This is a genomic window from Kitasatospora sp. NPDC002551 (assembly GCF_040296005.1).
Lineage (GTDB): Bacteria > Actinomycetota > Actinomycetes > Streptomycetales > Streptomycetaceae > Kitasatospora.
Window position 1 is genome coordinate 127,666 of the sequence record NZ_JBEOWI010000014.1, and the last position, 22,249, is coordinate 149,914.

The following is a 22,249-nucleotide window of genomic DNA, read 5'->3' on the forward strand; positions in this document are numbered from 1 at the left end:
CCGCCCACCCCGCACCTGAGCCGGCGTCCGCGCCGCGACCACCGTCACCTCGTACCCGCCCACCCCCAACAACCCCAGCGCCACCTGCAACCCCGCCTGCCCCGCCCCCACCACCGCGATCCGCCGCACAGCACACCCTCCGCTTCCTTCACACCTGTCATGACGCTCCGCCAGTTCTACCTCCTCCCCGAGCGGCGGGCCAGACAACACCGGCGGCCCCACCGGAAGTGGTGGGGCCGCCGAATGTCCAGGCCTACGGAAGCACCAGGGCATCGCGGCCGAACCGCTCCGACCACCTGGAGAACGGGCGGGCCGCCGTCAGTCGCGCGGCAGCGGGTGGGAGGAGCTGGGGCGGACGATCAGTTCGGCGGGGAGTTCGACGCCCTCGGTGGGGGTGGGTTCGCCGCGGACCTGGGTGAGGAGGCGGGTGACCAGAGCGGTGGCGATGGGGCGCAGCGGCAGGCGCAGGGAGGTGAGGGGCGGGCGCAGGTGGCGGGCGAGAGGGGTGTCGTGGAAGCCGGTGACGGCGAGGTCGCGGCCGATGTGCAGGCCCTCGGTGCGGGCGGCCTCGTAGATGTCGAGGGCGGCGAGGTCGTTGTCGGCGGCGAGGGCGGTGGGGCGGTCGGGGGCGCGCAGCAGGGTGCGGAGGTCACCGTCGGCGGGCGGGGGGACGAGGGTGAGGCCGAGGCGGTCGGCCTCGCGCCGGAAGCCCTCGCGGCGGGCGGCCAGCCAGGGGAGGGGCCCGGGGGCGCCGACGAAGGCGACCCGGCGGTGGCCGCGGTCGGCGAGGTGGCGGGCGGCGTCGGCGGTGGCGGCCGCGTTGTCGATGTCGACCCAGTGCGGCGGCAGGCCGGGGCCGGTGCGGCCGAAGGCGGCGAAGGGGATGCCGAGGCGGGCGGCGTGGGCGGCGCGCGCGTCGTCGGGCAGGACGTCGGCGAGGATCAGTCCGTCGACGTGGCGGGCGGCCGTCACGGCGTCGATCACCGCCCGGGCGTGCCGCTCCCCCGCCGCCGGGCGCAGCAGCAGCACGTGGTGGCCCTCGGCGCCGGCGGCGTCGACGAGGGCTTCGAGGAAGCCGGCCATCAGCGGGTTGGGGTCGTGCGGGTCGTCGACGGGGGCGAGGTAGCCGATGGTGCGGCGCTCGCCGGTGCGCAGCGAGCGGGCGGACTGGTCGGGCCGGTAGCCGAGCCGGTCGATGGCGGCGGTGACCCGGGCGAGGGTGTCGGGGTGGACGCGGTGCGGGGCGTTGAGGGTGTTGGAGACGGTCTGCCGGGACACCCCGGCCGCGCGGGCGACGTCCGCGACGGTGGTGGCGCGGCGGGCCGGGCGCGGGGCCGGGGTGGTCATCGGCACTCCCTGGACGAGGACGGGCCGGGGTGGCGGGCGGGCCCTCAGATCCGGCGGAGGGTCAGCAGGCCGCCCCGGGGGACGTGGACGGTGGCCCCGCCGTCGAGGTCGACGGTCGAGGTGCCGACGGTGCGGCCGCGGGCGTCCTGGACGGTGGCCTCCGCGCTGCCGTGGCCGCCGGCCAGGCGGACGTCCGGGTCGGCGTCGGCGTTGGCGACCAGCAGCGTACGCCACGTGCCCGCGGCGGCCACCGGCAGCGCCGCGTAGCGGGCGACGACGACCTCGCCCTCGCCGACCGCCGTGACCATCGGGTAGCCGAGGTCCGGGCGGGCCGGGCGCAGCGCGCCGAGCTGCAGGGTGTCGACGTGCGCGCGGGCGACGCCCAGCCAGAAGGCGAGCGCCTCCCGCTGGCCGGCGTCCTGCGCGGCGAGGTCGACGGAGATCTGCGGCACGCCGAACAGGACGTTGATCAGGTGGCAGGCGACCTGCTCGGCCGGTTCGGCGGGGTGCCACATCAGCATGTCGGAGTGGACCGCGAGCGGCCCGGCGATCAGCCGGGTGTCGACGATCCGCTGCCGGTTCTCGTGCGGGCTGAGCGGGCAGTCGGTGGCCCGGACCATGGTGGCGTAGGGCCACAGGCCGGGGCTGACGTAGGGCTGGCGGTGCTCGATCATCGCCTCGGGGCGGGCGGCGTCGACCCGGCGGCGGATCTCGCCGAGCAGCAGGTGCAGGCCCTCGTCGACGGTGGCGCAGTCGGCCTCGGGACCGGGGGCGGGCGGGTCCTGGACGCCGAACCAGTCGATGAAGTCCACCTTGAGCCCGTCCATGCCCCACTCCTCGGCGGCGCGGGCGAGCCGGTCGGCGAGGTGGGCGCGGACCTGCGGGTAGCGGGGGTCGACGACGACGGCGCCGAGGTGGCCGGCGTCGGCGAGGGCGAAGCGGGAGAGGCTGTCCCAGGCGGCGCTGTCCTTGCCGATGAAGGGCAGGGCGTACCAGAGGAGGTAGCGCACGCCGAGGTCGTGGACGCGGGCGACGTGGGCGGCGGTGTCGGGCAGCGAGTGGGGTTCCCAGTCGCCGCAGTGGGCGTAGCCGCGGGTGCGGTCGGTGGTCATCCAGCCGTCGTCGACGATGATCACGTCGAGGCCGAGGTCCTTGCCGAGGGCGGCCTGGCGTTCGACGGCCTCGGGGGTGATGTTCTGGTGCAGGGAGTACCAGGTGGAGTAGGCGGGCAGCCGGGCGGCGTCGGGGACGTGCGCCGGGCGCTCGGCCCCGGCGGCCCACCAGTCGGCGAGGTCGGCGAGGCTGTGGGCGAAGTGGCGTCCGGAGGCGTCGACGCGGACGGTGAGCCGTCCGGCGGCCTGGACCCAGAAGCGGTACTCGCCGGTCTCCTCGACGACGCCGGCGCCGGCCAGCGCCTCCTCGCGGTCGGCGGCGAACGCGCACAGCGTGGTGTCACCGGTGCCGACCAGGGCGGCGACGGGGGCGCCGCGGGAGAGGGTGGTGCGGCGCGGGGCGCTCCAGGCGGCGGGCAGCCAGCCGGTGCCGCGCGGTTCGGGGGTCCAGAACGAGGTGGCGTCGGTGCACGGGACGCGCCATTCGATCCGGACGTCGCCGGTGCCGTCGGGGCCGTCCGGGTCCTCGGCGGTGATCTCGACGACGTCCGCGGCGACGGTGCGCACGCTCGCGGTTCCGGTGACCAGCAGTTCCAGCCGGCCGGCGGCGAGGCCGGGCACGGCGAGCGGACGCGGGCGGGCGGTGGTGGCGGCGGCGTGCGGTTCCCAGATCTCCGCGGCCGCCGTGCCCTCGGCGTTCTCCGTCATGGTTCGGTTCAGCCCTTCGTGGCGCCGGCCAACAGGCCGGAGATGAACTGCCGCTGGAGGACCAGGAAGAGGACCATCATCGGCAGGGTGGACACTGCGGTTCCGGCGAGGATCAGGCCGTAGTCGGTGTTGCTCTTCATGCCCTGGAGGGTCGCGAGCGCGACCGGCAGGGTGTGCATCTCGGGAGAGCGCAGGGCGATCAGCGGCCAGACGAAGTTGTTCCAGGAGCCGAGGAACAGGAAGATCCCCAGGGCGGCGAGCACCGGCCGCATGACCGGGACGACGACGCCGAACAGCACCCGCACCTCGCCGGCGCCGTCGACCCGGGCGGCGTCGAGGAGTTCGTCGGGCATGCTGGCGAGCGACTGGCGCATCAGGAAGATGGCGAACGGCACGCACAGGCCGGGCAGGATCAGGCCCTGGTAGCTGTCGAGCAGGCCGAAGGACATCATCATCTTGAACAGCGGGACGAGCATCACCTGGTCGGGGACGACCAGCGTCGACAGCAGCAGCGCGAACAGCGCCGTGCGGCCGCGGAAGCGGAACTTGGCGAAGGCGTAGCCGGCGAGCAGCGCCACGACGAGCGCGCCGACGGTCTGGATCCCGGACACCAGGAGCGAGTTGAGCACGACCCGGCCGATGCCCACCCGGTCCTGGAGGTGCTGGAGGTTCTCGCCGAGGTGGGAGCCGGGCAGCAGGTGGGGCGGCCAGTCGAAGATCTCGTTGTCGCTGTGGGTGGCGGAGATCACCAGCCAGTAGAACGGGGCGACGGACAGGCCGGTGACGGCGGCGAGCAGCAGCGTCATCGGCCAGCCGCGCAGCCGGCGGCGGACCGAGGGGCCCGTGGGCTTCGCGGGTGTCACGGACGCCGCCGGCGGAGCGGGCGCGGTGGAGGCGGCCGAGGTCATTCGCGTTCTCCCATCAGGCGCATCTGGACCGCGCCGAGCACCGCGACGATCAGGGTGAGGGCGTAGGCGATGGCGGAGGCGTAGCCGAAGTCGAAGTAGCGGAAGCCGTTGTCGTACAGGTACATCGACACGGTGAGGGTGGCGTTGTCGGGGCCGCCGCGGGTGAGGACGTACGGTTCGTCGAACAGTTGGAGGGTGCCGATGGTGGAGAGCACCACGGTGAACAGCACCACCGGCCGCAGCGCGGGCAGGGTGACGGAGAGGAACCGGCGCACCGGTCCGGCGCCGTCGACCATCGCGGCCTCGTACAGCTCCTTGGGGATGCCCTGCAGTCCGGCCAGGTAGATGACGGCGTTGTAGCCGGTGTAGTGCCAGGTCAGGACGAGGACGATGGCCATCTGGGACCAGAAGCCGTCGCCGAGCCAGTTGACGGCGGGCAGCCCGATCGAGCCGAGCGCCTTGTTGACGGCGCCGTTGTCGGTGTTGAGCAGGAAGGCAAAGAGCACGCCGGTGGCGACCAGGCCGGTGACGGAGGGCATGAAGACGCCGAGCCGCCACACGGTGCGCCAGCGGACCAGGGCCGTGTTGAGGCCGACCGCCAGCAGCAGGCCGAGCGCGAGCATCACCGGGACCTGCACGACGAGGATCCGGGCGGTGTTGCCGAGCGCCGTCCAGAACAGCGGATCGTCCAGCAGCCGGCGGTAGTTGGCGAGGCCGGCGCTGTGGGTCTCGCTGCCGGCGCCGGCCGTCAGCGAGAGCAGCATCGAGGAGACGATGGGGTAGGCCTTGAAGACTCCGAAGAGCACCAGGGCGGGTGCGAGCAGCAGGTAGGGCACGGCCCGGCGGCGCAGCCGGGCGCGTCGGAGCCGGGCCCCGCTGAGCGGGGCGCCGTCGTGCGGGGTTCTGCCGGGCGGGGTTCGGCCCGCCACCGAGGGGACGGTGGCCGTCACTTGAGCTTGCGCCCGGTCTGCTGGGCGAGCTGCTTGGCGGCCTCCTGGAGCGCCTCGGCCGGGTCGGCGCCCTTGGTCAGCACCTTGCTCTGGGCGTCGCTGACGAGCTTGAGCGCGCGGGCGAAGTCACCGGAGTAGTTGGTGGCGTCGCCGCCCTCGGCGAGCAGTTCGGTGAAGGTCTTCAGGACCGGCTGGCCACCGTAGTAGGCGCTCGGCTCGCTGTAGACCGGGTCCTGATAGGCGGCGGTGAGCGCGGGGAAGACGCTGCCGGCCTTGAACATCGCGTTGACGGCGTCGGCCCGGGTGAGCGCGTACTCGACGAACTTCCAGGCGGCGGTGCGGCGCGGGCTGGAGGCGGCGACGGCGAGGTGGGTGGTGTTGACCAGGGCGGTGCGCTTGCCGCCGGGGGTGACGGCCGGGGGCCGGGTGAGCCGCCAGTTGCCGCTGTGCTCGGGGAACTTGGTCTCGATGAAGTGTGCCGCCCAGGAGGGCTGCGCACCGGCGCCGAGCTTGCCCTCCTTCATCTGGGCGCGCCAGACGGTGGAGCCGGGGGTCTCCAGGACGAGACCGGCGTCGTTGAGGCGCTTGACGATGGTGAGGGCGCGGACGCACTCGGGCGAGGTGAGGGTGATGTCGCCCTTCAGGTCGAAGAAGAACGCGCCCTGCTGCTGCATGAGGGCCTGCAGGAAGTCCACGTCGGGGCCGGGGGTGCCGGTCCGGTTGAGGCCGACCAGGCCGACGCCGGGGTTGGCCGCCTTGAAGGCGTCGGCGGCGGCGATCACGTCGTCCCAGGTGGCGAAGGTGGTCGGGTCGAGGTTGGCCTTGTCGAACATGTCCTTGCGGTAGAAGAAGCCCTGGGCGTTGACCTCCCAGGGCAGGGCTCGGGCTCGTCCGTCCTTGTCGGTGACGACCGGCCACAGGCCGGGGGTGAACTTGTCCTTGTGGGCGTCGGCGCCGAGGGCGGAGAGGTCGGCGAGGCCGTTGGGGAACTTCTCCAGGTAGCCGGGCAGGTAGTCGCAGCCGATGTGCAGGACGTCGGCGAGGCCCTGTCCGCCGGCCGCCAGGCCGACGGTGATCTTGTCCCAGATGGCCGGGTTGCCGACGTCCTGGACATCGACCTTGATGCCGGGGTTGTCCTTCTCGAAGGCGGGGACGACGCCGCGCAGGGCCTCGGCGGCGTTGGTCCAGGACCAGACGGTGATGGTTCCGGTGGCGGCGTCTCCGCCGGAGGAGCCGGAGCCGTTGGAGCCGCCGCAGGCGGAGAGGGCTCCGCCGGCGGCCATGGCCAGGAGTCCGGCGCCAGAGGCGCGCAGCAGGTCGCGGCGAGTGAGGTGTGACATGGCAAGCCTTTCCGAGGGGGGTCGTCGAAGGGCGGGGATGTCAGAACGTCAGGACGTCAGGGTGACGCGGGTGGTGCGGGGTGACGCTGGTGGGTGGTCCAGGTCGTGCGGGTGGCGCGGGTGGCGCGGGTGGCACGGGTAGTGCGCGGTGACGCCGGTGGGTCCGGGTGACGCGGGTCGCGCGGGCGGTTCCGGGTGGCGCGGGCGACGTGGGGTGGCACGGCCGCGACCGGGTGGCGCGGTGGGTGCCGCGCGGGGCGCGCTCAGGCGGCGCGGACCTCGCGGCGGAGCCGGCCGAGCGTCTCGGCGAGCGGCTCGGCGGCCTCGGGGCGGGTGCTGGCGTGCGGCGACAGCCGGATCCAGCCGTTGCGCAGGGTGGTGGCCAGGCCGGCCGAGGTCAGCGCGCGGTGCACGGCCTCGGGGTCGGCGCCGGGCAGCCGCAGCCGGCCGATGCCGCTGCCGGCACCGGCACCGCTGTCGCCGGGCGCGGGGCCGTCCGGCCCGCCGTCGGTCTCGGCGCCGGCGCCGCGGGCGGCCGCGAGCAGTTCCCCGAGCACCTCGCCGATCCGGGCCTCGATCCGGCCGGCGCCGGTGTCCCGCACCAGCGCGAGCGCCGCGCCCAGCGCGGCGACGGCGGGACCGTCCGGGTTGGTGAGGGTGTGGGCGACGGCGCCGGGCCGGGGCGGGCACGGGTGGGCGGGGGCCTCGACCGGGTCGAGGACGCCGGACCAGCCGCCGAGTCCGGGCCCGAGCCGCCCGGCGACCCGGTCGCGGACCATCAGCACGGCCGCGCCCCAGCCGGCCCGCAGCCACTTCTGGCCGCCGGAGGCGAGCACGTCGGCCGCGTCGGCGTCGAAGTCGACGGCGCCGAGGGCCTGCACGGCGTCCACCACCAGCACCCGGTCCGGGCCGATCAGCTCCTTGATCCCGGCCAGCGGTGCCCGGAAGCCGGTGGCGGCGTCCACCGCGCAGACCGCGACGGCGCGCACCCGGTCGTCGAGGTGGGCGCGGACGCTGTCGACGGTGAGCGGGCCGTCGAGCTGGCGCACCGCCAGTCCGCCGTGCTCGGCGGCGCGAAGCCACGGGTAGATCGCGCCGGGGAAGTCGGTGCGGGCCACCAGCACCGTCCCGTCGGCGCCCTCCGGGGTGCGGGTGAAGGCGTGGGCCGCGGCGAAGAGCCCGTGCGAGGTGGAGCTCACGAAGGCGATCTCGTGCGGCGCGCAGCCGAGCAGTTCGCCCGCCGTCCGGGCGGCCGCCACCGCTTCCGCGTCCAGGCGTTCGAGCGCGGCCCAGCCGCGGCGGTGGAGCCGGTCGGCCTCGCGGACGAGCACCCGGCGCACCGGTTCCGAGACCGGCCCGAACCGCGCGAAGTCCAGGTAGCCGAACGGTTCGGCGAACTGCGTCAGGTAGTCACGCATGACCCTCCCCCACCTATGGGGCGATTTGAACGTTCAAATCACACACAAACAAACAGAACCGATCACTGTCGAACGAGCGGGAGCCAGCAAACGCCTGTCGGCAAGTCCGCGTCAAGACCCGTGCGGCGAGTCGGGCCCGGTCGAGACCCTCTCGTTACCCGGGCCGAGACCTGGGCGTTTACCCTCTTGCGCAATGCAATTTGACATTACTATTTTACTGACCGGTGGGTCGAGCACCTCCACGCCGACCCACCGAGCCTTCAACTCCCACGCGCTTCTGCGGCCTTGGTGCTCCCCACGCCCTCGGTCCGATTGCCACGCCCAGCACCGCGCACCCCCACCCCACTGGAGAACCGGTGTCAGCCACCCCACGTCTGCGCTCAGTCCTGCTCTCGGCGGCCCTCGCCGTCACCCTCGCGGCCCCGCTCGTGCAGAGCGCCCGGGCCGCCACGCCCGCCGCCGCGCCGACCGCCTCCAGCCCCGCGATCGCCGCCCCCTCCGCCTTCGGCGAGACCGCCCACCCGGCCGGCCCGGCGGGCGACGTCGCCCACGGGAACACCGGCACCGGCCTCCCCGGCCCCCAGGGCGCACCGGGCAACGAGACCCGGCAGCCGACGACGACCGCCGGGCAGCCGGTCGCCGACCCGTCGGACCTCACCACCGCGACCGCCGCGCCGGCCCCGCTCGCCGCCGACGCGAGCTGTACCGTCGCCTCCTTCACCGCCCTGTCCCCCACCGCGCTGGCCGACTTCCTCACGGACCCGGCGCACTCCTACGAGGGCTGCCTGCTCCCGCTGCTGCGCGACTGGCACCCCGAGTTCACCAAGGTCCTCACCCCGGCCCACGTGCGCGCCGTCGCCGAGCGGATCACCGCCCTCGCGCCGCGCTTCGACAGCGCCAACACCCTCCACCAGCAGGAACTCTGGTACTTCCTGCACGTCGCCGTCCTGTTCGACTTCGACCACGCCGAACTCGACATCAACGACGACACCACCACGGCCGCGATCGAGCGCGCGATCGCCGCCTACACCGCCAACCCCCGGGCGTTCGACCCGACCGAGGCCGCCGGCAACGCCATGGGCGAACTGCTGCAGACCTCCACCGCCCCCAAGCTCCGCCCCGGCCGCCTCCCGCTCACCGAGCGGGTGCTGCGCCAGGTCGCGGACGCCTCCAGCCCGTACATCGGCAACCGGGGCTGGAACTGGGCCCTGCAGAGCTCGCTGCAGATCAACTTCCAGGGCGTCAACAACGTCGTCGAGGACGGCGGCGCCTTCCAGGCCGCCGCCACCGCCAACCCCGGCTACCGGCAGGCGATCCGCGCCTTCTCCTCCTACACCCACCTCAAGGGCACCGGGACGGAGTGGGCCGTCGGCGACGCCATGCTGGAGTACGCCCGCCTGGCCACCGTGGACGCGCTCAAGCCCGCGATGAAGGCCGACGTCGGCGAGGTCATCACCACCCTGCGCGACAACTTCGGCCGGCTCAGCCGCCCGTGGCTCAACGTCGCCGTGCCGGTCAACGACTTCGGCATCTGCCAGGCGTACGACGCCTGCCGCGCCGACCTGATCCGGCACTACTTCCCGAACACCTACAGCTACGACAACGGCACCCTGGTCATCCGCACCGCCCTCGACAAGGCCACCGCCGACCAGCTCTACTACGCCACCAAGCAGGTCAAGGCCCAGTTCTTCCGCACCATCGGCACCGACCAGCCGCTCGCCGAGGACACCCACCCCGTCCTCACCGTGCAGCTGTACGACACCAAGACCAACTACCAGCTGCTCCAGTACCTGCTGTTCGGCATCGGCGACGTCGCCAACGGCGGCATGTTCATGGAGGCGGACTCCACCTTCTACACCTACCAGCGCACCACCCAGGAGTCGTACTTCAGCCTGGAGGAGCTCTTCCGGCACGAGTACACCCACTACCTGAACGCCCGCTGGGCCATCCCCGAGACCGGCTACACCACGCGCTGGCCGAGCGACGCCACCTTCGCGATGAACGAGGGCACCGCCGAGTACTTCGCCGGCGCCACCGCCAAGGACGGCGTCAAGGCCCGCAAGTACATGGTCCGCCAGATCGCCTGGGACGACCGCGACGGCACCCCGCGGCTGACCGTCGACCAGATCCTGCACGCCTCCTGGAGCACCCTGGGCTTCCGCGTCTACCCGTACGCGGCCACCTTCTTCAACCTGCTCGGCGAGCGCCACCCCGACCGGTTCGCCGAGATGTACCGCCTGCTGCGCGCCGACGACCTCGACGGCTACAACGCCTGGCGCGACCGCCTCGGCAAGGACGCCGCCCTCCAGCGCGAGTACACCGCCTACCTCGACGCCGAGGTCCCGCGCGCCGACGACCTCTACGTGCCGGCCACCTCCTACACCCCCAACTCCCAGCTGAACTACGCCTGGGCCTCCGAGGTGCAGGACGCCTTCGCCCGCGCCACCCAGAACACCCCGGTCTGCAAGGACAACGCCGACTGGAACAACAGCATGCGCTTCACCTGCACCGGCCGGATCACCGCCAACCTCACCAACTCCCTGAGCGCCGGCCAGATCCGCGAGTCGATGGGCGACACCGTCGACTACTTCCTGCTCACCCGCGCCGGCACGGCCGCCAACAACCTCGCCGACATGAACTGCTGGTTCGGCCAGGTCGAGATCTGGCCCAACGGCCGCGCCGGCAGCGCCGACTACACCTGCGAGGGACCGCTCCGCCGCTGACCGCACCACCCACGGGGCAGGGAACCGGGCCGCCCCCACCCGCCCGGTTCCCCCGTGTGTGCGGCCGGCCGCACACACGCCCGGGGCGGGGGGGGGAGGGGCCTGCCGCCGGGCCCGGGGGGGGGGTGGGGGGGGGGGCCGGGCCGGCGCGGCGGCGGGGCCCGCGCCGCCCCGCCCCCCCCCCCCCCCGCGCGGGCCGGGCGGCGGACGGCCCCCCCCCCGCCACGGGTGCGGTGAGCGGGCCGGGTCCCGGACCGCGCTCACGGCGGGAGGCCGTTCCCCGCGCGCGCTCGGTGAGGACACCGAGCGGCTGGACCGGATCCGGAAGGCCGGTCGCGGGTAGGCGTTCCTCGAAGGGTGTCTGGTGATCCGGGGGCCGGGCGGCGTTGCTGCCCGGCCCCCGGGTCGTGTCCGGGCACCCCCGCCCGCGTGTGCCGGGGCGGATCGCGTGATCAAAATTGGTCTACTCCAATTCTGTCCTGAATAGGTCGTCACAACCGGCCCCCCTGTGCCGTTCACTGTGTCTCCCGAGCAGCCGGGTCCGCTGGCCGCACGACCGGTTGACATGGGAGACCGAATTGCTGACTGCCCTACGCTGTCTGATCGTTGGAGTGACCGCCGCCGCCGGTGCGGGTGTGCTGGTCGCCGTGCACGACGGCGGCCGGATGCCGCTGGTGGCCGCGCTGTGCGTGGACGGCTTCGTCGGGATCGGCTGGCTGTCGATCGCCGCGCTGGCCCTGCCGCGGCGGCGGCCCGCGGGCGGCCCGGCGGAGGACGGCGTCGATCTCCCGTACCGGACGAACGGCGAGCCGCGCGCCACCGTGCGCTGGAGAGCCCGCCACTGGCCGTGATCCCGACCGTTCGAAAACCGGCCGAGATCACTTCGCACCCTTTCCGCGGTGGTCGGCTCCTGCCACGATGGCGCGAGACCACAGAAGCGAGGGAGAGCTACGGTGCCGACGGTGCGCGTGAGTTCGGCGGTCATGACCCACCCGGTCCGCCTGGTCCAGGCCCGTGAGCTGGCCGACCGGCTCGGGCTGGACGGCCTGGCGCTCGACCCGGAGCCGGACGGTCCGCCCTCGGCGCTCCGCACGGCCCTGGTCGCCTGGGCGGCGGCGGACGCCGGGGGGAGCCATCACCTCGTCGTCCAGGACGACGTGACCGGCCCGGACAACCTGCTGGCGCTCGTCGGCCGCGCGGCCGCCCGGTTCCCCGACGAGGCCCTGGTGTTCTACACGAACTGGCACGCGCGCAACGGCGGCGCCTCCCGGCTCGCCGCGCTCGCCGGCGCCGCCTGGGTGCGCGCCGTGCCCGACGAGTTCACGCCGTCCCTCGCCGTCTGCCTGCCGCTCGACACGGCGGAGGACTTCCGCCGGTTCGCCACCGGCAGCGCCGAGCGGCACGACGACGAGCTCTTCTCCGTCTTCTTCCGCGCCCGCGGCCGGATGGGCCTGATCGCCGTGCCCAACGTGGTCGAGCACATCGGCACCAGCAGCATCAACGGCCATGCCACGCAGGGGATCCGGCTCGCCGTCTGCCCCACGGAGGCGGTCGACGCCGGTCCGCTGCTGGCGCGCGGCCGCGTCCTGGAGGAGCCGGGCTGGATCCCGTACATGCGGTACGGCGAGGGCTACATCCGGCTCGTCGGCCAGGAGAACGGCCCGGACGGCGGGCGCGGCCACCACCGGTGGCGCGACGCCCTGCCGGCGACCGGCATCGCCGAGGACGCCGTGCACGACGCGGTGGCGAAGGACATGCCGGCGGACCTCGCGGCCCAGGTGGCCGAGCGGTTCGGCCGCGGCTTCGCCGAGGAGCTGTGGATCCACTGCCTGCTGCTGGGCCGGCAGGCGGCCGAGGCCGCCCGCCGGCTGGGCGACGGCCCCGGCGACGTCCCGCCGGCCGTCCTCGCCCGGCTGCGGGACTCGGCGGTGTCCACCGCCGGTCCCGCCGGTCTGCCGCCGGAGCGCCGCCCGGAGGCCGGGCCGGACGAGGTGCGGCTGATGTCCGCCTTCGCCTGGACCGCCGTCAGGGCCGGGGAGAAGTGGCCCCCGGCGTGAGCTCCGGTGCGGCCTCGGGCGCGGCCGGGTGGGTGATCCACACCGCGGGCTCCCAGTACGAGCCGAGGTCGCGCTCACGCTCGATCCGCAGCGTGGTGAGGCCGCCGGGGAAGACGTAGTCGCCGTCCTCCGGGTAGGCGAGCCCGGTCCAGCGCTCCCATTCGGCCACCGTGCCGGTGATCCGGGACGAGCGCTCCGAGGCGCCGGCGACCGTACCGCCGGCGCCCACCTGGGTCCGGATCCAGGGGTCGAACGGGGCCCCGTCCTCGCGCCGCCAGGCCGCGTAGCGCTCGATCGGCACCAGCGGGTACCGGTCCTTCCAGGTGGGCCGCACCGGCACCAGCACCGTCTCCAGTCCGGCCCGCCGCGCGACCTGGCGCATCCCGCCGAGGAGCACGCCGGAGAAGCCCCGGCGCTGGTAGTCCTCCGCGACCTCGATGCCCAGCGCCACCAGGGCGCCGGCGGGCCGGCCGGCCTCGCGGTCCGCGAACGCCCGGGCGATGGAGTCGTCCAGGCCGGGGCCGAGGTCGGCGGCCGTGCCGTCCCAGCCGCGCGGCAGCGAGCGCCCGGCGCCCGCCACCACCTCGCGCTCGTCGTCGTAGAGGACGAACTGGTACTCGGCGAAATCCGAGAACAGCCGGTCCCAGTAGGAGTCGTTGACGTCGCCGTGCAGGTTGTACTCGGGCACGATGCCGGCGAACCGTTCCGGCATGCGGTCCCACAGCTCGGGCTTCTCCGCGTGGGTCACCACGACCAGGGCCATCGGATCCTCCTCCTCTTCTCGTGGGCCTACGCGGGGACTTCGACGTCCCAGACGATGACGATCGGCAGCCCGTCCCAGGCCGCCCGGGCCGCGTCCGCGATGAACTCCTCGTAACCGCCGGGCGCCAGACGGCCGTTGAAGAGCGGCTCGTGACAGGCCCGGACCCGCAGCCCGGCCGCCGTGAACGCCTCCAGGTACCGCCCGGGGAGGTGGACGTGATTGCGGACGAACGCGAGCTCGGAGCCGTGCACGAAGACGCACTGCCCCTGGAGGGCGATGACGAACGGGTGGAGGTCCGAGACGACGATCCGCCCGCCCGGGCGGACCACCCGGGCCAGCTCGGCGACGCCCGCCGCGAGGTCCGACAGGTGGGTCATGGCCAGCGAACAGACGGCGAGGTCCACCGAGTCGTCCTCGAGCGGCAGGCTCTCCAGGCGCCCGACCCGGAACTCCGCCTGCGGGGCGCGCTCCTCGGCCTTGGCCAGCATCTCGGGCGACTGGTCCACGCCGATGGTGCGGTGCCCGCGGGCGACCAGGGCGCCGGTCTGCCGCCCGGTGCCGCAGGCGGCGTCCAGGGCGGTGCCCGTGGGCAGGGTGTCGAGGATCCCGTGCAGCACCGGCTCCTCGACCTCGATGTACGAGCTGGGCAGCGAGTCGTACACCGCCGACCAGGAGGCGTAGCCCTCCGAGGCGCCGAGTTCGCTGATGCCGGCGCCCCCGTCCGGCAGCTCACCGTCGCCCCCCACGAAGCGCCGGATGTCCTCGACACGTTCCTTGAGGAACTTCTCGTCGCCGTCCAGGGCGTTGCGCAGCAGCGCCAGGCCCTCGATTCCCAGGACGAGTTCCCTCACTCGAAATTCATTGCTCATGCCAACGCCTCGTTCTTTGCCGGAGGTGACGGATTTGTGGAGGCCGGTCGGGATCGGCCGAATTCCGCCTACCCGGCCAGGCGGTAGAGGATTCTCCCCATCCGGTTCGCTGTCCGAAAAGGAAGCCCTGGATGACCGGTTTCACGGCACCGTTGCCCGAATTTCCCGCAACCCCCTACGATGGCGGGCCGAAGCGGCCGGACACCTATTCACCGGCCGACCGTTCTGCAGGGGAGACGGAATGATCGAGGGATATCTCGGCCGCGAAAGCGTCGCCTCCGGCGGGCGGCTGACCGTCCACGTCTCCACCGACGCCGCCCGGTTCCGGCTGCGGTTCCACCGGCTGGGCGGGAACGTGGAGCGGGTGGCGGAGAGCGACTGGTACCCCGGCTCGCTCCACCTGCCGCCCCCGCACCCCGACGGCGTCCCCGGCCGGGTCTCCCCCGCCCGGGCCTGGGACTGGCCGGCGCTCACCCTGCCCGTGCCCGAGGACTGGACCCCGGGCATGCACGTCGTCCAGTTCGTCGAGGACGGCGAGGACCCGCCGCCGCTGGACGCCGCGGGCCTTGAGGGCCCGGCCCGCGAGTTCTTCGTCGTGCGGCCCCGCCGGGCCGGCGGCCGCTCACGCATCCTCTACAAGAAGTCGACCTTCACCCGGCACGCCTACAACCGCGCCGACCGGCCGGGCGAGGACCGCGGCGCCAGCCTCTACGACCACCCGGTGTACCTGCCGGACGCCCTTCCCCGCGGACACCGGGTGAGCCTGCACCGGCCCGGTGGAATCATCGACCTCGCCTACTGGGACGCCCCGTTCATCGCCTGGCTGGAGCGCCACGGATACCCGGTCGAATTCTGCACGGATCTCGACCTGCACGAGGATCCGGATCTGCTCTCCTCGTACGATCTGCTGCTCAGCGTCGGCCATGACGAATACTGGAGCGAGGCGATGCGCGCCCACGCCGAACGATTCGTCCGGGACGGGGGGAACATCGCCTTCCTCAGTGCCAACACCTGCTGGTGGCGCATTCATCCGACCGAACGGAACACCGCCTTCGTCTCGGACACCGACCACCACGTGGGCGAGGAGTATCCGCATCTTCCCGCGACCGACCAGTGGTGGCCGGCCGCGCCCGACGGGGTGGGCCGGCCGGAGAATTCCCTCACCGGGGTGAGTTTCCGCAACGGCGGCATGTGGGCGAGCACCGAATGGCCCGGGGACCGTCCGCGCGACGGGTACACCGTGCAGCACGCCGACCACTGGCTCTTCGAGGGCACCGGGCTGCGCGACGGCTCCGACGGCGGTGAGCCCGACCGGCTCGGCGCGGGCACCGCGCTCATCGGGTACGAGTGCGACGGCGCCGCCTACCGCCGGGACGAGCGCGGCGTCGCCCAGGCCACCGGCGAGGACGGCACTCCCGCCTCCTTCCTGATCCTCGGCATCCACGTCCTCGAACCGGTCCACGAGGACTTCCACGACTTCAAGTGGGACCACTGGAACGGCCCGGCCCGGGAGCCGGGCATCACCAGCCCCCGGGCCGCGACCATGGGCCTCTTCACCGCAGGCGGCACCGTGTTCAGCGCGGGCACCACCGACTGGCCGGTGGTCTGCGGGAAGGACGAGGACGCGGGCGTCACCCGCGTCACCCGCAACCTCCTGGACCGGCTGCGGCACCGCTCGCCCCGGCCCTGAGCAGTTCCCCGAGCCCGCGGATCCGGGCCGCCCCGTCCGGCAGGGGCGGCTCGGTCCCGAGCACCGCCGGGTCCGGCCGGCACAGGTGGACGGACCGCATCCCGGCCGCGAGCGGGCCGAGCACGTCCGGCGCCCACATGTCCCCGACGAACAGCACCTGCCCGGGCGGCAGTTCGCACCGCTCCAGCAGCGTCCGGTAGATCAGCGGGTGCGGCTTGCGCGCTCCCGCCCGGGCGGAGCCGACCACGAGGTCGACCGCCCCGGCGAGGCCGACGTCCTCGACGCGGTCCTCCAGGTTCCAGAACCAGTTGGAGCAGACACCGACCAGCAGCCCCCGCCCGCGGAGCTCTCCGAGGACGGCGCGGGCGTCCTCGAAGAGCTCCAGCCGGACGGCCTTCATGGCCCGGTCGATCTCCTCGACCAGTCCGTCCAGCTCGTGCCGCGGCACCCCGCAGCCCAGGGCCCTGCGCCGGAGCCGGTCCAACTCCCAGGCATGGTAGGTGAGTTCGGAGGCCGAGTAAGCCGCATGCTCCTCGCCCTCGGCGGGGCCCACCGCCCACTGGTCACCCCAGCGGGCGCCCTGGGCGGCCAGACCCCGGCGTTCGAAGATCGCCCCGTGGTCGGGCGGCAGCGGCTCGACCATCCGCACCAGCGTCCCGTAGAAGTCGAAGACGACGGCGCGGATCTCCGGCGCAAGCAGGGACGGCACGGGACCGGCCTCAGTACCGGCCGTGCCGGCGCGGGAAGTAGTCCTGCAGCCCGCCGTCCCGCTCGATGTCGACGGTCGCACAGTGCAGCCCGCCGCCGAACGGCCCGACCGCCCGGAACGGCACCGGGACGATCTCGAAGCCGTAGGAGGACAGCTGCTCCGAGAGCCGGACCTCCTTCTCCTCGATGCACAGGGTGTTCTCGTCCAGGTTCAGCATGTTCCCGGCGAGCCACGGGCTGCAGAAGGACAGCTTCGGCGGGTGGTCCCAGCTCGCCGGCTGCACCGCCTCGATGATCTCCCAGTCGTTGAGCCGGAAGAACTCCATCAGCTCGGCGTCCGCGAGCCGCTCGCCGCAGTGCAGCACGAGGCCGGGGCGCAGCGGCACCCAGGTGGCGTCGATGTGCAGCGGGTGGGTGTTGGTGGAGGTCACCACGTGCACCCGGTGGTCGGGGAAGTGGCGCTTGAGCCACTGGTGGCCGCTGCGGTTGGTGACGAAGGACAGCTGGACGAAGAGGTCCTTGCCGAAACGGGCGACGTCGGCGGCGTCGAACAGCGGCTCGGCCTCGGTCAGCGCGAGGTCGTAGTCGCGGACCCGGGCCAGCTGCTCCTCGGTCGGCAGGTCGTTGTAGGTGTCCCAGAACTTGGTGTTGTAGGAGGCGTCGGTGAGCCGCGGCTTCGGCGCGGCCTCCCAGCGCATGTTCTCGTCGGAGTCGAACAGGTTCTGCAGCACGGGCCGGTAGCACAGGTACTCGTGCCAGCGGCTGCGGTAGGACATCGTGGCCTCAAGGACCTCGTTGCCGACGGTCAGCAGCAGGTCCCGGGGCGGCATGCAGCCGAACATGGAGTCCTGGGTCCACTCGGGCGTGGAGACCTGCTGGTTGAAGTCGATGGGGGTGGGGCGGTCCACCCTGATGCCGCGGCGGCGCAGCATCTCGGAGAAGTTGTCGAGCTGCTCCTCGGCCTCGGCGACCATGTCCTCCGGCATCGGGCCGTAGGTGCCCAGGGGGAAGCCGTCCTCGGGGTAGTCCCGGCGCACGGCGTGCTCGGGAGCCTGGACCACGGTGCCCTCGGCGCGGCCGACGATCACGTGGCGCAGCGGGTCCCAGCCGTTCCAGGCGTTGACCCGGATCGGCCGGGCGGGGGCGTCGGGAGTCTCATCGGTCGAGGTGGTCGTCTGCTCGCTCACGTGACAGGCCCTTCGATCGGGATCATGGGGGACGCAGAGGCCTAACCTGCGGGTACCGCCCGGGCGGCGTCAAGCGTTGATCTCTATGCGGGACACTGAACGTCATCTTCCGGCCGAATGTCTAAACCTCTGCGACTCTTGGCGATCAGACGGGTAATCAGATGGGTACCCCCATAGCGAACTTGGAGACCTCATGGCCATTCGCATGTCCTATCGCCCCCTTATCCTCACGTTTCTCCTGTCTCTCGCCGCCACCGGCTGTAGCTCCGGGTCGGGCAGTGGCTCCGGGTCGGGCGGCAAACTGACGGTGTGGCTGGCCGTGGACGCCCAGGAGAGTTGGCCGCAATTGGTCCAGTCCACCAATGAGCGCTTCACCAAGGCCCACCCCGGGGTCTCGGTGGACGTCCAGTACCAGCAGTGGACGACGAAGAACCAGAAGCTGGACGCCGTCCTCGCCGGGAAGAACGTTCCCGACGTGGTCGAGATGGGCAACAGCGAGACCACCAACTACATCGTCAACAACGCCTTCGCCCCGGTGGACCCGGCGCGCTTCGACCAGTCGGACACCTGGCTGCCGGCGCTCGCCGACGCCTGCCGTGCCGACGGCAAGACGTATTGCGTGCCGTACTACGTCGGGGCCCGGATCGCCATCTACCGCACCGACCAGTTCGCCGCCGCCGGTGTCGCCGCCGCCCCGAAGAGCTACCCCGAGCTGCTCTCCGTGCTGGACAAGCTGAAGGCCACCCTGAGCCCCCAGGACCCCAACTACTCGGCGCTCTACCTCCCCGGCCGCTACTGGTACGCCGCCATGGCCTTCGTGAAGGACGCGGGCGGCGAGATCGCGGTGAAGGAGGGCGACAAGTGGAAGAGCACGCTGTCCTCGCCGAAGTCCGTGGCCGGGCTCACCGAGTGGAAGCGGCTGATCGACACGTACTACGTCGGTGACCGCGCCAAGGACAACAGCGACCAGCCGGCCGTCGTCGGCCAGGGCCGCGTGGGCGTCTTCTACGGCAACACCTGGGAGTCCGACATGGCCTCCGACGAGCGCTCCGGCGGCGACCCGAAGCTGAAGGACAAGTTCGGCACCTTCCCCTTCCCCGGCCCGTCCGGCAACCTGCTGCCGCCGTTCCTCGGCGGGTCCACCCTGGCGGTGCCGGCCAAGTCGACCCGCAAGGACCTGGCCGCCGACTGGATCAAGATGTTCACCGACCGGGAGTCGCAGAAGACCCTGATCGAGGTGAACACCCTGCCCAACAACACCGGCCAGCTGGCCGAGGTCGCGGCGGGCGGCATCAACGGCCCGGCGGCCCAGGCCGCGGCGACCGGCGGCTGGATGACCCCGTTCGCGCCCGGCTGGACGTCGGTGGAGAAGTCCAACATCCTGCCGGAGATGCTGGAGCGCATCGCCAACGGCAAGCAGTCCGTCGAGGAGGCCGCCCGTGCGGCCGACCAGCGGATCAACGAAGTGATCAATGAGCGCTGACCGGGGCCGGCGGCGGCGTCCCGCGCTGCTGCCGTACCTGCTGATCGCCCCCACCGTCCTGGCGCTCGTCCTGGTCCTCGGCTACCCGCTCGTGGACATGGTCGTGCTCTCCTTCCAGGACATGACCCGTGAGCAGCTCTTCAGCGGCGACGCGCCGCCGTGGGCGGGGCTCGACCAGTTCGGCAAGATCCTCGGGGACGGCTTCTTCTGGACGGTGGTGGGCCGCACGGTGCTCTTCACCGCGGTGACCGTCGTGCTCACCGTGGCCCTCGGGCTGTTCACGGCGCAGCTGATGCACCGGGTCTCCCCCTGGGTGCGCGCCGTCATCTCCGGTGTGCTGGTCACCGTGTGGGCGATGCCCGCGATGGTCGCGGCGTCGATCTTCCGCTGGCTCTTCGACACCGACTACGGCGTCACCAACTGGGTGCTCTCCAAACTGCCGGGGATCGACATGACCCACCACAACTGGTTCATCGACCCCTGGCAGGGGTTCTCCGTCATCGTCGCCGTCGTGGTGTGGGGCTCGCTGCCGTTCGCCGCCATCACCCTGCGGGCCGCGCTGGCGCAGGTCCCGCACGAACTGGAGGAGTCCGCGGTCCTGGACGGCGCCCGGCCGTGGCAGGTCTTCCGGCACGTCACCGTCCCGGTGATCAGACCGGTCCTGCTCATGGTCACCACGCTGAACGCGATCTGGAACTTCGGCGTCTTCAACCAGATCTGGCTGATGCGCGGCGGCCTGCCCGAGCGGGAGTACTACCTGCTCGGCGTCTACTCCTTCATCGAGTCCTTCGCGGTGAACCGGTACAGCACCGGGGCCGCGATCGCGATCGTGACCGTCGTGCTGCTGCTCGCCGGATCGGTCGTCTACCTGCGCCAGATGCTCAGGACGGGAGAGCTCGATTGAGACGGCAACGCTCGCTCGGCCACGACCTCCTCGGGCTTCTCGTCGCCGCGGTGATCGGCTTCCCCATCTACTGGATGGTGCTCACCGCGTTCCGGCCCGCCAACGAGATCCTCAGCCTGCCGCCGAGGTTCTGGCCGGGCCGGCCCTCGTGGGACAACTTCTCCCGGGCCCTGGGTTCGGAGACCTTCTGGGACAACGTCCGCTCCAGTGTGCTCATCGGCCTGGGCACCGTCGTGGTGTCGCTGGTCATCGGCACGCTCGCGGCGTTCGCCCTCGCCCGCTTCCGGTTCACGGGCCGCAAGGCCTTCGTCGTGGTGATCCTCGTCGTCCAGATGGTGCCGTTGACGGCACTGATCATCCCGCTGTACCTGCTGCTGAACGACGCCGGGCTGACCGACAGCCTCAGCGGGGTGATCCTCACCTACCTGGTGTTCACCCTGCCGTTCACGGTGTGGATGCTGCGCGGATTCATCGACGGGGTGCCCGTGGAACTGGAGGAGGCGGCCATGGTCGACGGCTGCGGCCGCCTGGGCGCGTTCCGCCGGGTGGTCCTGCCACTGCTCGCCCCCGGCATCGTCGCCACCTCGGTCTTCGCACTCGTCCAGGCCTGGAACGAATACGTCCTCGTCTACATCCTGTTGTCCACTCCCGAGAAGCAGACCGTCAGCATCTGGCTGGTCTCCTTCACGACCAGCCGAGGGACCGACTACGGCGGACTGATGGCGGGTGCCACACTCACCGCCCTGCCCGTCGTGGTCTTCTTCCTGATCATCCAGCGCCGGATCGCCTCCGGCCTCGCCGCCGGCGCGGTGAAGGGCTGACCCAGCACATCCGTACCCGGCTCCCCCCGGTCGCACCCCGTTCACGTCCACAGGAGGACACCGTGACGCACGACCGTCTCGACCTCGTCTCCAAGCTGTACCAGCCATCGGGCTGGCCCCGCGTCCTGCAGGTGGCCGAAGGTGCCGCCTCGGACGCTCCGCTCGTCGTCGACCTCGACCCGACGACCTTCTGCGATCTCGCCTGCCCCGAGTGCATCAGCGGCAAGCTGCTCAACCAGGGCCGCTTCACCCCCGAGCGGCTCGCCGCGCTCGCGGAGGAACTGGTCTCCATGTCCGTCCGCGCCGTGGTCCTCATCGGGGGCGGCGAACCGCTCGCCCACCGGGGCACCCGCCGGGTCCTGCGCATCCTCGGCGAGGCCGGCCTGGCCATCGGGGTCGTCACCAACGGCACCATGATCGACAAGAACCTCGACGAACTCGCCGCCTACGCCTCCTGGGTCCGTGTCTCCATGGACGCGGGCACCTCGGAGACGTACGGCCTCTTCCGACCCGACCGCAAGGGCCGCAGCGTCTTCGACAAGGTGGTCGCCAACATGCGGCTGCTCGCCGAGGCCAAGACCGGCGCCCTCGGCTACTCCTTCCTCGTCATGACCCGCCAGGAGCCGGACGGGCGGGTCGTCAGCAACCACACGGAGGTGCTGCAGGCGGCCGAACTCGCCCACGACATCGGCTGCGACTACTTCGAGACCAAGGCGATGTTCGACGAGGAGCACCACGTCATCCAGGTCTCCCAGGACCTCCTCGACTCGGTCGACAGCCAGCTCGCCGAGGCCGCCCGGCTGGAGAGCGACACCTTCCAGCTCATCAACTCCTCGACGCTCACCTCGCTGCGCCGGCACACCGGGCCGGTCCAGCCCAAGGACTACCACCGCTGCTCGATCGCCGAGCTGCGCACCCTGGTCACCCCGTCCGGGGTGTACATCTGCTCCTACCACCGGGGCAACCCGCTGGCCCGGATCGGCGACGCCGTCACCGACAGCCTGCCCGACATCTGGAAGACGTCGGACCGCGGCATCATCGACCCGAGCCGGGACTGCCGCTTCCACTGCGCCCGGCACCGCTCCAACCTGGAGCTGGAGCAGATAGCGGAAGGAACGGGCGCAGTCCCCCCTGGAGAGGACTACGACCCGTTCCTGTGACCGTGAGGGGCGGGCCGCAACGCCGTCCACCTGGCCGGGCGCGGGTTCGAGGTGGACGCCGTCGACCTCTCCGCGACCGCCCTCGCCTGGGCCCGCGAGCG

18 protein-coding genes and 1 pseudogene are annotated in these 22,249 nt (G+C 72.5%); 9 read left to right on the forward strand and 10 right to left on the reverse strand.

The genetic code is table 11. The features are described 5' to 3' along the window. Positions 1-318 precede the first annotated feature (318 nt). From ABT093_RS15485 to ABT093_RS15510, 6 genes are all read right to left on the reverse strand, one after another. Positions 319-1,347 (reverse strand): LacI family DNA-binding transcriptional regulator, encoded by a 1,029-nt coding sequence (locus ABT093_RS15485; protein WP_350564402.1) that lies wholly within the window; start codon positions 1,345-1,347, stop codon positions 319-321. A 44-nt stretch (positions 1,348-1,391) separates the two neighbouring features. Next, positions 1,392-3,167, reverse strand: a complete 1,776-nt coding sequence (locus tag ABT093_RS15490; RefSeq protein ID WP_350564404.1) for a glycoside hydrolase family 36 protein — start codon at positions 3,165-3,167, stop codon at positions 1,392-1,394. 8 nt (positions 3,168-3,175) lie between these two features. Then, positions 3,176-4,075: a carbohydrate ABC transporter permease gene (locus ABT093_RS15495; RefSeq protein ID WP_350564406.1), complete on the reverse strand. Its 900-nt coding sequence runs from the start codon at positions 4,073-4,075 to the stop codon at positions 3,176-3,178. Further along, a complete protein-coding gene (locus ABT093_RS15500; protein WP_350564408.1) occupies positions 4,072-5,004 on the reverse strand; it encodes a carbohydrate ABC transporter permease in 933 nt (310 codons plus the stop codon). The genes ABT093_RS15495 and ABT093_RS15500 overlap by 4 nt, the downstream gene beginning before the upstream one ends. Positions 5,005-5,021: 17 nt before the next feature. After that, complete coding sequence (locus ABT093_RS15505) at positions 5,022-6,365, reverse strand: ABC transporter substrate-binding protein (RefSeq protein WP_350564410.1); 1,344 nt, start codon at positions 6,363-6,365, stop codon at positions 5,022-5,024. Between the two features lie 263 nt (positions 6,366-6,628). Then, positions 6,629-7,783: an aminotransferase class V-fold PLP-dependent enzyme gene (locus ABT093_RS15510; protein WP_350564411.1), complete on the reverse strand. Its 1,155-nt coding sequence runs from the start codon at positions 7,781-7,783 to the stop codon at positions 6,629-6,631. 356 nt (positions 7,784-8,139) lie between these two features. Between ABT093_RS15510 and ABT093_RS15515 the strand changes: the two genes are divergently transcribed. The 3 genes from ABT093_RS15515 to ABT093_RS15525 all read left to right on the forward strand — a co-directional run bounded on the left by ABT093_RS15515 (position 8,140) and on the right by ABT093_RS15525 (position 12,563). Next, positions 8,140-10,506, forward strand: a complete 2,367-nt coding sequence (locus ABT093_RS15515) for a collagenase (protein ID WP_350564413.1) — start codon at positions 8,140-8,142, stop codon at positions 10,504-10,506. Between the two features lie 611 nt (positions 10,507-11,117). Further along, complete coding sequence (locus ABT093_RS15520; RefSeq protein WP_350564415.1) at positions 11,118-11,357, forward strand: hypothetical protein; 240 nt, start codon at positions 11,118-11,120, stop codon at positions 11,355-11,357. Positions 11,358-11,468: 111 nt separating this feature from the next. After that, positions 11,469-12,563, forward strand: a complete 1,095-nt coding sequence (locus tag ABT093_RS15525) for a hypothetical protein (protein ID WP_350564416.1) — start codon at positions 11,469-11,471, stop codon at positions 12,561-12,563. Here ABT093_RS15525 and ABT093_RS15530 read toward each other — a convergent pair. Continuing rightward, complete coding sequence (locus ABT093_RS15530; RefSeq protein ID WP_350564418.1) at positions 12,532-13,326, reverse strand: N-acetyltransferase; 795 nt, start codon at positions 13,324-13,326, stop codon at positions 12,532-12,534. The two genes, ABT093_RS15525 and ABT093_RS15530, sit on opposite strands and share 32 nt — an antisense overlap. A gap of 26 nt (positions 13,327-13,352) precedes the next feature. Continuing rightward, the gene (locus tag ABT093_RS15535) at positions 13,353-14,195 is read right to left on the reverse strand and encodes a class I SAM-dependent methyltransferase (RefSeq protein WP_350564420.1); all 843 of its coding nucleotides are present in this window, start codon (positions 14,193-14,195) and stop codon (positions 13,353-13,355) included. Positions 14,196-14,436: 241 nt separating this feature from the next. Between ABT093_RS15535 and ABT093_RS15540 the strand changes: the two genes are divergently transcribed. Continuing rightward, complete coding sequence (locus ABT093_RS15540) at positions 14,437-15,885, forward strand: N,N-dimethylformamidase beta subunit family domain-containing protein (RefSeq protein ID WP_350564421.1); 1,449 nt, start codon at positions 14,437-14,439, stop codon at positions 15,883-15,885. Here the strand turns inward: ABT093_RS15540 and ABT093_RS15545 are convergent. Together ABT093_RS15545 and ABT093_RS15550 are read right to left on the reverse strand one after the other, a co-directional pair. Further along, positions 15,836-16,594, reverse strand: coding sequence for an HAD family hydrolase (locus ABT093_RS15545; protein WP_350564423.1), 759 nt, complete (start codon positions 16,592-16,594; stop codon positions 15,836-15,838). The two genes, ABT093_RS15540 and ABT093_RS15545, sit on opposite strands and share 50 nt — an antisense overlap. A gap of 10 nt (positions 16,595-16,604) precedes the next feature. Further along, positions 16,605-17,780 carry a serine/threonine protein kinase gene (locus ABT093_RS15550; RefSeq protein ID WP_350564425.1) on the reverse strand — a complete coding sequence of 392 codons (1,176 nt, stop codon included), beginning with the start codon at positions 17,778-17,780 and terminating at the stop codon, positions 16,605-16,607. A gap of 319 nt (positions 17,781-18,099) precedes the next feature. Between ABT093_RS15550 and ABT093_RS15555 the strand changes: the two genes are divergently transcribed. The 5 genes and pseudogenes from ABT093_RS15555 to ABT093_RS15575 all read left to right on the forward strand — a co-directional run. After that, positions 18,100-19,263 (forward strand): extracellular solute-binding protein, encoded by a 1,164-nt coding sequence (locus ABT093_RS15555; protein WP_350564426.1) that lies wholly within the window; start codon positions 18,100-18,102, stop codon positions 19,261-19,263. Further along, positions 19,253-20,167, forward strand: a complete 915-nt coding sequence (locus ABT093_RS15560) for a carbohydrate ABC transporter permease (RefSeq protein WP_350564428.1) — start codon at positions 19,253-19,255, stop codon at positions 20,165-20,167. The genes ABT093_RS15555 and ABT093_RS15560 overlap by 11 nt, the downstream gene beginning before the upstream one ends. After that, positions 20,164-20,988 carry a carbohydrate ABC transporter permease gene (locus ABT093_RS15565; protein WP_350564430.1) on the forward strand — a complete coding sequence of 275 codons (825 nt, stop codon included), beginning with the start codon at positions 20,164-20,166 and terminating at the stop codon, positions 20,986-20,988. The genes ABT093_RS15560 and ABT093_RS15565 overlap by 4 nt, the downstream gene beginning before the upstream one ends. Positions 20,989-21,050: 62 nt before the next feature. After that, positions 21,051-22,148, forward strand: coding sequence for a radical SAM protein (locus tag ABT093_RS15570; RefSeq protein WP_350564431.1), 1,098 nt, complete (start codon positions 21,051-21,053; stop codon positions 22,146-22,148). A 6-nt stretch (positions 22,149-22,154) separates the two neighbouring features. Continuing rightward, positions 22,155-22,249 (forward strand): annotated as a pseudogene (locus tag ABT093_RS15575) (SAM-dependent methyltransferase); the annotation flags it as partial.

Excerpts from the sequence above, each read along its gene's own strand:
- ABT093_RS15485 (WP_350564402.1), bottom strand. The coding sequence starts at position 1,347 with ATGACCACCCCGGCCCCGCGCCCGGCCCGCCGCGCCACCACCGTCGCG.
- ABT093_RS15490 (WP_350564404.1), bottom strand. The coding sequence starts at position 3,167 with ATGACGGAGAACGCCGAGGGCACGGCGGCCGCGGAGATCTGGGAACCG.
- ABT093_RS15495 (WP_350564406.1), bottom strand. The coding sequence starts at position 4,075 with ATGACCTCGGCCGCCTCCACCGCGCCCGCTCCGCCGGCGGCGTCCGTG.
- ABT093_RS15505 (WP_350564410.1), bottom strand. The coding sequence starts at position 6,365 with ATGTCACACCTCACTCGCCGCGACCTGCTGCGCGCCTCTGGCGCCGGA.
- ABT093_RS15510 (WP_350564411.1), bottom strand. The coding sequence starts at position 7,783 with ATGCGTGACTACCTGACGCAGTTCGCCGAACCGTTCGGCTACCTGGAC.
- ABT093_RS15530 (WP_350564418.1), bottom strand. The coding sequence starts at position 13,326 with ATGGCCCTGGTCGTGGTGACCCACGCGGAGAAGCCCGAGCTGTGGGAC.
- ABT093_RS15535 (WP_350564420.1), bottom strand. The coding sequence starts at position 14,195 with ATGAGCAATGAATTTCGAGTGAGGGAACTCGTCCTGGGAATCGAGGGC.
- ABT093_RS15540 (WP_350564421.1), top strand. The coding sequence starts at position 14,437 with ATGATCGAGGGATATCTCGGCCGCGAAAGCGTCGCCTCCGGCGGGCGG.
- ABT093_RS15560 (WP_350564428.1), top strand. The coding sequence starts at position 19,253 with ATGAGCGCTGACCGGGGCCGGCGGCGGCGTCCCGCGCTGCTGCCGTAC.